Origin of the sequence: Nonomuraea sp. B19D2, from assembly GCF_040137845.1 — a bacterium.
GTDB lineage: Bacteria > Actinomycetota > Actinomycetes > Streptosporangiales > Streptosporangiaceae > Nonomuraea.
On sequence record NZ_JBEFAK010000004.1, the window covers coordinates 232,254 to 243,872 of the forward strand.

Annotated in this window: 12 protein-coding genes; 5 read left to right on the plus strand and 7 right to left on the minus strand. The window is 68.9% G+C overall.

The annotated features are described in order from the left end of the window. The 5 genes from ABN273_RS10415 to ABN273_RS10435 all read left to right on the plus strand — a co-directional run bounded on the left by ABN273_RS10415 (window position 1) and on the right by ABN273_RS10435 (window position 4,128). A complete protein-coding gene (locus ABN273_RS10415) occupies window positions 1-642 on the plus strand; it encodes a hypothetical protein (protein WP_349448473.1) in 642 nt (213 codons plus the stop codon). Beyond that, complete coding sequence (locus tag ABN273_RS10420; protein ID WP_349448474.1) at window positions 639-1,733, plus strand: C40 family peptidase; 1,095 nt, start codon at window positions 639-641, stop codon at window positions 1,731-1,733. The genes ABN273_RS10415 and ABN273_RS10420 overlap by 4 nt, the downstream gene beginning before the upstream one ends. After that, the gene (locus ABN273_RS10425; protein ID WP_349448475.1) at window positions 1,730-2,134 is read left to right on the plus strand and encodes a (deoxy)nucleoside triphosphate pyrophosphohydrolase; all 405 of its coding nucleotides are present in this window, start codon (window positions 1,730-1,732) and stop codon (window positions 2,132-2,134) included. Before ABN273_RS10420 ends, ABN273_RS10425 begins: the two co-directional genes overlap by 4 nt. 64 nt (window positions 2,135-2,198) lie before the next feature. Continuing rightward, a complete protein-coding gene (locus tag ABN273_RS10430) occupies window positions 2,199-2,765 on the plus strand; it encodes a hypothetical protein (RefSeq protein WP_349448476.1) in 567 nt (188 codons plus the stop codon). A 79-nt stretch (window positions 2,766-2,844) separates the two neighbouring features. Next, the gene (locus ABN273_RS10435; protein WP_349448477.1) at window positions 2,845-4,128 is read left to right on the plus strand and encodes a hypothetical protein; all 1,284 of its coding nucleotides are present in this window, start codon (window positions 2,845-2,847) and stop codon (window positions 4,126-4,128) included. Between the two features lie 44 nt (window positions 4,129-4,172). On the opposite strand, the gene ABN273_RS10440 is transcribed toward ABN273_RS10435, so the two are convergent. From ABN273_RS10440 to ABN273_RS10470, 7 genes are all read right to left on the minus strand, one after another. Further along, window positions 4,173-4,925 (minus strand): succinate dehydrogenase/fumarate reductase iron-sulfur subunit, encoded by a 753-nt coding sequence (locus tag ABN273_RS10440; RefSeq protein WP_349448478.1) that lies wholly within the window; start codon window positions 4,923-4,925, stop codon window positions 4,173-4,175. Next, entirely contained in the window at window positions 4,922-6,820 is a 1,899-nt protein-coding gene (locus tag ABN273_RS10445) for a fumarate reductase/succinate dehydrogenase flavoprotein subunit (protein WP_349448479.1), read from the minus strand. Before ABN273_RS10445 ends, ABN273_RS10440 begins: the two co-directional genes overlap by 4 nt. A 12-nt stretch (window positions 6,821-6,832) precedes the next feature. Next, window positions 6,833-7,618 (minus strand): succinate dehydrogenase subunit SdhC, encoded by a 786-nt coding sequence (gene sdhC / locus ABN273_RS10450; RefSeq protein ID WP_349448480.1) that lies wholly within the window; start codon window positions 7,616-7,618, stop codon window positions 6,833-6,835. A 186-nt stretch (window positions 7,619-7,804) separates the two neighbouring features. Continuing rightward, window positions 7,805-8,254, minus strand: a complete 450-nt coding sequence (locus ABN273_RS10455; RefSeq protein WP_349448481.1) for a response regulator — start codon at window positions 8,252-8,254, stop codon at window positions 7,805-7,807. After that, window positions 8,247-9,392, minus strand: coding sequence for a sensor histidine kinase (locus tag ABN273_RS10460; RefSeq protein WP_349448482.1), 1,146 nt, complete (start codon window positions 9,390-9,392; stop codon window positions 8,247-8,249). The genes ABN273_RS10455 and ABN273_RS10460 overlap by 8 nt, the downstream gene beginning before the upstream one ends. Then, the gene (locus ABN273_RS10465) at window positions 9,389-10,522 is read right to left on the minus strand and encodes a PP2C family protein-serine/threonine phosphatase (protein WP_349448483.1); all 1,134 of its coding nucleotides are present in this window, start codon (window positions 10,520-10,522) and stop codon (window positions 9,389-9,391) included. Before ABN273_RS10465 ends, ABN273_RS10460 begins: the two co-directional genes overlap by 4 nt. Window positions 10,523-10,555: 33 nt before the next feature. After that, window positions 10,556-11,485, minus strand: coding sequence for a LysR family transcriptional regulator (locus ABN273_RS10470; protein ID WP_349448484.1), 930 nt, complete (start codon window positions 11,483-11,485; stop codon window positions 10,556-10,558). Between the last annotated feature and the right edge of the window lie 134 nt (window positions 11,486-11,619).

Below are 11,619 nucleotides of genomic sequence, written 5' to 3' on the forward strand. Positions count from 1 at the left end.
ATGGCGGAGCGAGGTGACAAGCGCGGGGTGGCCTTCGCCGCCATCGTCGTGGTCATCGCCGCGGTCGGCATCTACCTGACGATGTGGCCGGACTCGAGTGACGACCCGGCGGAGTCGAAGCAGGAGCCGGCCCGGGCCGCAAGCGCGCCTGCCGGGCCGAGCACGCCGCTGGCGACCGCGAGCAACGCGCCGTTCGACGTGTACTCGTACCTGCCGATGAAGAAGGAGCAGCTCGCCGCGGCGGCGGACCTGGCCGAACGGTTCACCGCCGCGTACGGCACCTTCAGGTACGACGAGGACCCGGCGGCGTACGCGGCCCGCGTGAAGGTGTTCACGACGCCTGAGCTCGGCAACGAGCTGACCAGGACCGTCACCTCGGCGGGCACCGTCGAGCACAACCGCGACGACCAGATCGTCTCCACGGCCACGGCCAGGCTGAAGGAGATCAGGCAGATCGAGAAGACCTCCATCGTCTTCGTGGTCACCGCGACCCGGCAGGAGGCCGCGAAGAGCGGCGCCAAGCAGCTCACGGAGGAGTACGCGGTCACGGTGAGCCAGCTCGTGGACGACTGGCGGATCTTCGACATCCGGCCTGCCACGGAGGGCCAGGAAGGCGACGAGGAGGGGGACACCTCGGGGTGAAGCTCTCCCGGGCCCGGCTCGCCCTGCTGATCGGCGCCGCCGGGCTGCTGCTGCTCGCGGCGGTCATCGTGTCGCCGATGCTGCTGATCTCGATGCCGTCGTTCCTCAGCGACGGCGGCACCTCGCCCGACTGCAACGACAGCAAGCAGGTGGAGGACGTGTCCGACTCGGGCACGGCCGACATTCCTCCCAAATACCTGGAGCTGTACAAGGAGTACGGCAAGAAGATCGGCGTCCAGTGGAACATCCTGGCCGCCGTGGGCAAGCGCGAGACCGACCACGGCCGCTCCAACCTGCCCGGCGTCAAGAGCGGCACCAACTACGCGGGCGCGGCCGGGCCGATGCAGTTCCTGATCTCCACGTGGGGCGGCAAGGCCCAGGTCCCGATGTCGTCGAAGTTCACCGGGTACGCGTCCGACGGCGACGGTGACGGCGTGGGCGACATCTACAACCCGGCCGACGCCATTCTGGGCGCCGCGAGGATGCTCAAGCGCAACGGCGCGCCCGAGAACGTGCGGCAGGCGCTGTTCGTCTACAACCGGGCCTGGTGGTACGTCGACCAGGTCGTGGAGATCGCCAGGAAATATGCCAAGTCGGGCGACGTCAAGGTGCCGCCGCAGGCCTCGGAGGAGTGCGACGAGCCGCTGGTGGAGGCCGCGCCGAACGACGTCGTGGCCAAGATCCTCGAGTACGCGCTCGCGCAGCGCGGCAAGCCGTACCTCTGGGGCGGGACGGGGCCCGACGCCTTCGACTGCTCGGGCGTGATCTACGCCGCGTACCGGGCGGCCGGGCTGACGATCCCGCGTACGACGTTCACGCAGTGGCCGTTCGGGGAGAAGGTTTTAGGCGGCCAGGAGCAGCCGGGAGACCTGGTGTTCTTCAACGCCGGCCCGGGAACCTCCGCCGACAACCCCGGCCATGTGGGGCTGGTCGTGTCGAAGGGCAAGATGTTGGAGGCCAGGTGCCGGTTGTGCGGGCCGATCAAGGTCACGAGCTACCAGGCGCGTGCCAATCGCATGGGTTTCACCCGTCCCCTGCAGAACCCCGACGTTCTCGCGCAGCTCAAGAAGCTGCAGAATCCTTCCTTGTGAACGAATTCGACACGGTCGTGGTGGCCGCGGTGATCGTCGCCCCGGGGGCCCAGGTGCTCGCCGCCCAGCGCGCGGAGCCCGCCGCGCTCGCGGGCGGCTGGGAGTTCCCTGGCGGGAAGGTGGATCCCGGCGAGAGCGAGGCGGAGGCACTGGTGCGGGAGTGCCGCGAGGAGCTCGGCGTGGAGGTCGCGGTGGGCGAGCGGGTGGGCGGGGACTGGCCGCTCTCCGACGGGTACGTTCTGCGCGTCTGGCTCTGCTCCCTGGCCTCCGGCGTGCCCGAGGCCCGCGAGCATCTGGCGCTGCGGTGGCTGGGGCCCGGCGAGTACTACTCCGTCGACTGGCTGGGCGCGGATCTGCCTGTTATGAAAACGGTGGAAAATCTCCTGCTTTCCCGCGATTAAGACATCCCCCTGCGTGACACAATGACTACTACGGGTGACATCTGTCGCGAGGGAGTGGGGAGTGATGCGGCGTGGCTGGGTCATTGCGGGGGCGCTGATCCTGGCGGTGCCGACCGTCCCCGTGGCGGCTGACCGGATGTCACTGGTGCTCGAGCATGCGCGCGGGCCGGGGAAGTGGATCAGGACGGGAGACGTTCAGCGCTTCGGGGTGCGCGTGAACGGGATGGCCGACGCGGACCGGGCGGCGGTCGCGTCCGGCCCGGCGCCGGCACTGGCGGCAGGGGCCGGGATCGCGACGAGGAGCCCAGAACCCGGCCGGCAGGAGAGCGACAAGGACTGCGCCAAAGAGCGGCAGGCGGGCGTGCACAAGCACGGAGCCGACGCGCTGCGGCAGCCCATGCGAGCCCGTCCCGCGGTGTTGCCCTCGCTCGGTGCGGACGCGGCACAGGGGGTGGCGCCGTGGCCGTGGGGGGTGGCCGTGGCGCGCAAGCGGGTCGAGCCCGTCAGATGGGCGAGCCCGTTGGACGGCGGCGCAACGGGGCTGCCGTTCGCCGCCATGGGCATCGGTGTGCTGCTGGGCGCTCTGTGGCTGATTGGCACGGTACAAAGACGTCAAAAACGCAAAACGTAGGTTAATCCCGGCTTTACTCTTACTTTGACCCGACTAGTATTCCCTTGACCAAGGTTTCGGGACTGCGCGGAGGGCACCGGTGGCACGCACTCGAGCGACGGCCGTGTCCGCTATCGTCCTGGCGCTGGGTCTGGCCGGCGCCGGAGTGACTCCGTTCATCATGCAGAGCGCGAGCGCCTCCGTGTCGGCGTACGAGCCCGTGGACCCCTGTGACGCCAGCGAGCTGTGCGACAGCCCGCCGGAGACCACCGTAACGGTCACGGAGACGGCGGATACGCCGGAGCCCGAGCAGCCGGAGACGACGGTCACCAGGACCGTCACCTCGACTCCGAAGAAGCCGACCAAGACCTCCACGCCGAAGAAGACCACGCCGCCCCCGGCGACCACCCCGCCGCAGAGCACCCCCACGCAGAACCTCCAGCCTCTGCCCACGCAGAGCGTGGAGGTGCCTGAGCCGAGTATCTCGCCGAGCAACACCGCCGAGGCGTCCGTCGACATGCCGTCGATCGCGCCGGTCGAGACGGCGACCAGCGCCCCTCCGACGCCGACCGAGACGCAGCCCGCCTCCTCCGAGGAGGTGCCGCTGGAGCTGCGTAACGCCGCGCCGGAGTTCGACCAGAAGTCGCTGGCGCAGAAGCTCAGCATCCCGGCGCTGGTGCTGGTCCTGCTCGCGCTCTTCGCCGTCCTGATCTTCGAGGGGCGGCTGCGCAGGATGGCCCACGCGGCGGCCGTACGCAAGGCGGGGCCGCAGGCGGGACGCCCGGACATGCCTCCGGGCGGCGGCTACCCCGCCGGGCCCGGTTACTACGCCACGGCCGGCTTCCCCGCGCCCGGCTACCCGGGCGGCACGGCGTACGCGCCGATCATCAGCTTCGTGCCGGTGCAGACGTACCCGGCCGGGCCTGTCCCCGTGTACGAGGAGCCCGGGTACCCGCCTCAGGGGTACGTGCCGGAGGCTCCGGCGGAGCCCGTGGTGCTGCACCCGGACGAGTTCGACTCCTTCAACCACGAGCCGCCCAAGGAGTACCGCGACCCGTTCGAGCCCCTGGTCCCGCCGGCGCCGCCGTCGGACATCCCGCCGGGCGGCTCCGAGCCCTACGAGGGCGCGGGTCAGGAGCGCCCGCTCGGGCCGGCCTCGGCGGCGGAGTCCGGCGACACGGAGCCGTGGCAGGGCCAGTCCCTGTTCCAGCCGGAGTCCCGGCAGCAGGAGTACGAGCCGCCGCCCTACCTGGCCCCCGAGGCGGACGTGACGGCCATCCAGCCGCTGCCACAGGCTCAGGAGGAGCAGGCTCAGGAGGAGCGTCCTGAGACCACCAAGGAGATGCCTGACCCCAAGCGCAGGCGCTGGGGCCGCAAGAAGTGAACGAAAGGGGGGCTGGAGATCCAGCCCCCCTCATTCGTGCGTGCCTACTTGGCGCGCTTGAAGATCTTGTTGCCGAGCCACACCAGCGGGTCGTACTTGCGGTCCACCACGCGCTCCTTCATCGGGATCAGCGCGTTGTCGGTGATCTTGATGTGCTCGGGGCAGACCTCGGTGCAGCACTTGGTGATGTTGCAGTAGCCCAGTCCGTGCTGGTCCTGGGCGGCCTCCTGCCGGTCCGCCACGTCGTACGGGTGCATGTCCAGCTCGGCGATCCGCATGAGGAACCGGGGGCCGGAGAAATTGGCCTTGTTCTCCTCGTGGTCGCGGATCACGTGGCAGACGTTGTTGCACATGAAGCACTCGATGCACTTGCGGAACTCCTGGGACCGCTCGACATCGACCTGCTGCATCCGGTACTCGCCCGGCTGGACGCCCGCGGGCGGCGTGAAGGACGGGACCTCCCTGGCCTTCTGGTAGTTGAACGACACGTCCGTGACGAGGTCCTTGATGACCGGGAACGTCCGCATCGGCGTGACCGTGATGGTCTCGTCCTCCTCGAAGGTGGACATCCGGGTCATGCAGCCCAGCCGCGGCTTGCCGTTGATCTCCATGCTGCACGAGCCGCACTTGCCCGCCTTGCAGTTCCAGCGCACCGCCAGATCGGGCGCCTGCGTGGCCTGCAGCCGGTGGATGATGTCGAGGACGACCTCGCCCTCGTTCACCTCCACGGTGAAGTCCTCGAGCTTGCCCTCGCCGCCCTCACCGCGCCAGACCTTGAACTTCGCCTTGTAGCTCATTTCGAAATCCCGTCGAAATCGGTCATCTCTTCCTCGGTGAGGTACTTCTTCAGCTCGTCCCCGTCGAACAGGGTGATCAGGTCGTCGCGCATGCGCGGCTGGAGCTTCTCCTCGACCTTGACCGCGGAGCCGTCCTCGGTGGAGCAGACGAGCAGCTTGCGGCGCCATTCCGGGTTCATGCCGGGGAAGTCGTCGCGGGTGTGGCCGCCGCGGCTCTCCTCGCGCAACAGCGCGGCGCGCGCCACGCACTCCGAGACCAGCACCATGTTGCGCAGGTCGATCGCGAGGTGCCAGCCGGGGTTGTAGATGCGGGACCCGGCCGCGCCGACCAGCCGCACGCGCTCCTTGAGCTTCTCCACGACCTGGAGCGCCTCGCCGACCTCCTCGGCCTTGCGGATGATGCCGACCAGGTCGTTCATCGTCCGCTGGAGCTCGTGGTGGACCTCGTACGGGTTCTCGCCGTCGCGCCCCAGCGGCGCCGTCGCCTCCTCGCGGGCCTCCGCCACGAGCTCGGGGGAGACCTTGGGCCTGGTCTCGAGCGAGTCGACGTACGCCGCCGCGCCCGCGCCCGCCCGCCGCCCGAACACCAGCAGGTCGGACAGCGAGTTGCCGCCCAGCCGGTTGGAGCCGTGCATGCCGCCGGACACCTCGCCCGCGGCGAACAGCCCCGGGACGGCCGCCGCGCCGGTGTCGGCGTCCACCTCGACGCCGCCCATGATGTAGTGGCAGGTCGGGCCCACCTGCATGGGCTCGGCGGTGATGTCGACGTCGGCCAGCTCCTTGAACTGGTGGTGCATCGACGGCAGCCGCTTCTTGATCTCCTCGGCCGGCAGCCGGGTGGAGACGTCGAGGAAGACGCCGCCCTGCGGTGAGCCGCGACCGGCCTTCACCTCGGCGTTGATGGCGCGGGCCACCTCGTCACGCGGCAGCAGCTCCGGCGGGCGCCGGTTGTTGGCCTGGTCGGTGTACCAGCGGTCGCCCTCCTCCTCCGTGGTCGCGTACTTGTCCTTGAACACGTCCGGGATGTAGTCGAACATGAAGCGCTTGCCCTCGGAGTTGCGCAGCACGCCGCCGTCACCGCGTACGGACTCGGTGACGAGGATGCCGCGCACGGACGGCGGCCAGACCATCCCGGTGGGGTGGAACTGGATGAACTCCATGTTGATCAGGTTGGCGCCGGCGAGCAGGGCCAGGGCGTGGCCGTCACCGGTGTACTCCCACGAGTTGGACGTGACGACGTACGACTTGCCGATGCCGCCGGTGGCCAGGACCACGGCCGGGGCGTCGAAGAGCACGAAATTTCCGGACTCGCGCCAGTAGCCGTACGCGCCGGAGATCCGGTCGCCGTCCTTGAGCAGCCGCGTGACCGTGCACTCGGCGAAGACCTTGATGTAGGCCTCGTAGTCGCCGTGCTTCTCGTAGTCCTCCTGCTGGAGTGCGACGACGCGCTGCTGCAGCGTGCGGATGAGCTCCAGCCCGGTACGGTCGCCCACGTGTGCGAGCCGCGGGTACTCGTGCCCGCCGAAGTTCCGCTGGCTGATCTTGCCGTCCTTGGTGCGGTCGAACAGCGCGCCCCAGGCCTCCAGCTCCCAGACGCGGTCGGGCGCCTCCTTGGCGTGCAGCTCGGCCATCCGCCAGTTGTTGAGGAACTTGCCGCCCCGCATGGTGTCACGGAAGTGCACCATCCAGTTGTCGTCGGGGTTGACGTTGCCCATCGCGGCGGCCGCGCCGCCCTCGGCCATGACCGTGTGGGCCTTGCCGAACAGCGACTTGCAGACGATCGCGGTCCTCTTGCCCTGCTGGCGGGCCTCGATCGCGGCCCGCAGGCCGGCGCCGCCCGCGCCGATGACGACGACGTCGTATTCGTGACGCTCTGTGTTAAGCGAGTTTTCCACTGAAGCTGGTCCTTACGCGTACGGGAAGGCGATGATGCCCTTGGCCACCAGGCGGACGTACAGGTCGGCGCCCATGACGGAGAACATCGAGGCCCACGCGAGGGGCTGGTGCTTGGCGTTGAGCTTGGAGACGAACGTCCAGGCCCGGTAGCGCAGCGGGTGACGGGAGAAGTGGTTGAGCCGGCCCGCCGTGATGTGCCTGCAGGAGTGGCACGACAGTGTGTAGGCGTTGATCAGGACGGCGTTGGCGATCAGGATCCAGGTGCCCAGGCCGAGCGGCTTGTGGATGAGCGCCAGGACGGCGTCGTAGGCCAGGACGAGGCCGATCACGATGGCCGCGTAGAAGAAGTACCTGTGGATGTTCTGGATGATCAGCGGGAAGCGCCGCTCACCGGTGTACTTGCCGTGCGGCTCCTGGACGGCGCACGCCGGCGGTGACAGCCAGAACGAGCGATAGTAGGACTTGCGGTAGTAGTAGCAGGTAAGTCGGAACCCGCCCGGCAGGCCGAGGATCAGCAGCCCCGGCGGAAGGGCGTACCAGTCGCCGAACGGCGCCCAGCCGAACAGCCGTGCCCCCTCGGGACACGACGTCGCCAGGCACGGCGAGGAGAACGGCGCTATGTAGGGATCGACGAAATAGCTGTTATCGATGATCGCCCACACGCCATAGACAAGGAACGAGCTGAGCCCGAGGAATGTCAGCAGCGGGACCAGCCACCATCTGTCCGTGCGCAGCGTGCGCACCTTGACTTGCGCTCGCTGCCTTCTGACAGGGGCTTCGGGCGTCGTCTGGGTCATCGCGGACCTCTCCACCTCCCGCGGACCATCGCGCATGGGGTCCGTGGTTCGTTTCGCTGGGCGCGCGTGCGGTAGCCGCTCAGGCGCGCGTTGGTGGGGGATACGTTACGACGACAGCATGGGAAATTGTGAGCGGGGTCACTCACAATTTCGATGACTTGCTGTGATTCCTGTCACGTAGGCCCGTCAGGAACGCTGCCCTTGGGCAGGCAACTTAACCACTGTCACGAAAAAATCATCGATTTGCCGGACAACCCGGATAAATTGCTCAAAATCCACCGGTTTGGACACATACGCATTGGCATGCAGCCGGTAGCTGTGCAGGATGTCCTCCTCCGCCTCGGAGGTCGTCAGGATCACCACCGGGATCGTCCGCAACGTGGCGTCCGCCTTGACCTCCGCCAGCACCTCCATGCCGCTCATCCTGGGCAGGTTGAGGTCGAGCAGGATGAGGTCGGGGCGCGGCGCGTCGGCGAAGCCGTCCTCTTTGCGCAGGTACGCCATCGCCTGCTCGCCGTCGTTGACCACGTTGAGCCGGTTTCGCACCTTGTTGAAGTCGAAGGCCTCCTTGGTGAGCAGGATGTCGCCCTGGTCGTCCTCCACCAGCAGCACCTCGATCGGGCGCCAGTCATTCATCGTCGTCTCCAGCCGCCGGCAACGTCCAGCGGAACGTCGCGCCCTGGCCCTCGGCACCGCCGTCGAGCCAGAGCTGTCCGCCGTGGTACTCGACGATCTTGCGGCACAGCGCCAGCCCGATGCCAGTGCCCGGATACACGTCGCGGGGGTGGAGTCGCTGGAATATCAGGAAGATGCGGTCGGCGTACTTGGGCTCGACCCCGATGCCGTTGTCCGAGCAGCTGAACTCCCACATGTCGCCGGACCTGCTCGCCCCGATGTGGATGCGCGGCGGCGCCTCGGAGCGGAACTTGACGGCGTTCTCGATCAGGTTCTGGAACAGCTGGGCGAGCTGGAGCCGGTTGGCCCTGACCTTGGGCAGTTCGTCCCTGGTGACGGTGGCCTGGGTGTCCTCGATCGTGGCCGACAGGTTCTCCAGCGCCCTGTCGAGGGCCGCGCCCGAGTCGATCGCGGTCTTCTCGCCGGGGACCCGGCCGACCCTGGAGAAGTCGAGCAGGTCGTTGATCAGCAGCTGCATGCGCTTGGCGCCGTCGACGGCGTAGTGGATGTACTGCTTGGCCCGCTCGTCGAGCTGGGTGCCGTAGCGCTGCTCCAGCATCTGCGTGAAGCTGGCGACCTTGCGCAGCGGCTCCTGCAGGTCGTGGCTGGCCACGTACGCGAACTGCTCCAGCTCCCCGTTGGATCTGCGCAGCTCCTCCGCCTGGTCGGTGGCCACCCGCCAGGCCGACACGATGCGGTCGCGCATGGAGTCGACGTGGCTGGACAGCTCGGCCAGCTCGGCCGGCCTGTCGACGTGCAGGGTGTGGTCGAAGTCGCCGGCGGCGACCTTGCGCACCTGCTGGGTGAGCTGGTCGACGGGCTTCAGCACGGCGTACCGGATGATGAACGCCAGCGCCGCGACGAACACGAGCATCACCGCGAAGAGCACGATCAGCGCCACGTTGAGCCGGTCGAGCTGCGCCTCGACGGCGGGCACCTTCGCCAGCGCGCGGGCGCGCGAGCTCATCATCATCGCGACCACGATCCCGGCCAGGAGCACGACGAAGGCCACCACGCCCATGATCAGGAACCAGCGGGCCACGGGCAGCCTGCCCAGCCCGGTCGGCTCCTTGGGCGGAGGCAGCGGGTGGATGCTCATGGTCTCCTCCTGCGGACCAGGACCGCGGCGAGGTCGTCGCTCAGCGTGCCCACCCGGGTGATGAGCCGGTCGAGGTCGATGGCGCCGTGCTCGCGTACGAGGTCGAGCAGGCCCTCGACGCCGAGCATCTCGTCGCGCTCGCCCACGACCGCCTCGATCAGCCCGTCGGTGTAGAGCATCATCGACCACTCCTCGCCCAGCGGCACGTCGATCACCGACCACTCCGCGTCCATGAAGATCCCGAGCGGCGGGCCGGAGGGCGTGCCGTCCACCACCTGGACGGCGCCGTCACGCACGAGCACGGGCGGCGGGTGCCCGACCACCCGCATCCTGGCGTTGCGCAGGTCGGGGGTGATCGTGGCCATGCACAGGGTGGTGAAGATCTCGGGAGCCTTGCGCTCGGCACGCAGCAGGGCGTCGAGCGTACGCAGCAGCGTGTCGTCCGTCTGGCCGGCCAGCACCAGCGTGCGCCAGGCGATGCGCAGCGCCACGCCGAGCGCGGCCTCGTCGGGGCCGTGCCCGCACACGTCGCCGACCACGACGTGCACCGAGCCGTCGGGGGTCTGCACGGTGTCGAAGAAGTCGCCGGCCAGCGTTCCGCCGCTGCCGGGCAGGTAGCGGGTGACGTGCTCGATCGCCTGGGTGTGCAGCAGGGCGTCGGGGAGCAGGGCGCTCTCCAGCCTGGAGTTCTCCTGGGCCGTCAGCTCCGCCTGCACGAGCCTGAGCTGAGCCAGGTCGGCCCGCTTGCGCTCCATCGCGTACCTGATCGCCCTGGCCAGCAGCCGCGCGTCGATGTCCCCCTTGACCAGGAAGTCCTGCGCGCCGGCCTGCACGGCGGCGACGCCCACGTGCGTGTCCCGAAGCCCGGTGAGCACCAGCACGGCGCTGTGCGGCGCCAGCACCAGCACCTCCTCCAGCGCCTCGAGCCCGTGCGCGTCGGGGAGCGAGAGATCGACCAGCACGCACTGGATCTGGGGCGTCAGCTTGGCCTTGGCCTCCTGCAGGCTGCGCGCCCAGAAGATCCTCGGCGGCGCGTCGGCCTGCTTGAGCAGCTCCTCCACGAGGAAGGCGTCGCCGTCGTCGTCCTCGACGAGGAGCAGCGTCAGCGTCTCTGAAAGATTTGCCGTCACAAACGCCTCACGGGAGAGTCGGGCTGTCGATGTTCATTCTGCGATGAGCTCCACCCCTTGTGGAAGCGTGCCCTCGTGACCGGCCTCCACGACGAACGACAGCAGGGTCTCCCTGAACGCCTGGGCGGCCCTGGTCGGCTCGACGTCCTTCCGGTGGGCCAGCGCGATCGTACGGCTGAGCCCGGGCGGAGCGAGCGGCGTGCCCGAGAGCCCGGGGCGGCCGTCGAGCACCATCGAGGGCACCACGGCCACGCCCAGCCCGGCCTCCACGAACCTCAGCACGGCGTCCATCTCGCCGCCCTGCACCGCGAACCGGGGCTCGAACCCCGCCTGCCGGCACGCCGCCAGCGTGGCCTCCCGCAGGTCGTAGCCGCGCCTGAACATCACCATCTGGCGCCCGCGCAGGGCCTCGATCTCCATGTACGGGCCCTTCAACCGCTCGTGCGAGGGGGAGACGACCACGAGGTTCTCCCTGAGGATCTCCTCGGTCACCAGCGCGGGGTCGTCGCTCTGCAGCGGCATGATGATCAGCGACATGTCGAGCTGCCCCCGGGCCAGCGCCCTGATCAGGTCACGCGAGCCGCCCTCCTCCACCAGCAGCTCGATGCCGGGGTACGCGCGGTGGAAGCGGGCAAGCGCGTCGGCCAGCAGCCCCGCGCAGAGCGAGGGCGTGGCCCCGAGCCGCACCCGGCCCCTGCGGAGCCCGGCGAGCTGGGCCACCTCCTGCCTGGCGGTGTCGGCGTCGGCGAGGATCCGGCGGGCGAGCGGCAGCAGGGCCTCGCCGGCGGCGGTCAGCGTGACGTTGCCCCGCGCCCGGGAGAACAGGCGAGCGCCCAGATCGGCCTCCAGGGCCTTGATCTGCTTGCTGAGCGACGGCTGCGCGACCCGCATGCGCTCGGCGGCCTGGGTGAAATGCCGGGCCTCCGCGACGGCGACGAAGTACGCGAGCTGCTGCAACTGCATGTGATTTTCCTCGCACCCAGTGGGTGTCCTCAGCGTACGCGACCGTACAAACCAAGCCTCATAGCCGGAGGCTATCGAAACCAGACCCATCATGACTTGGACGGATCATTGCTGGATACCTAGCGTTTGAAGAT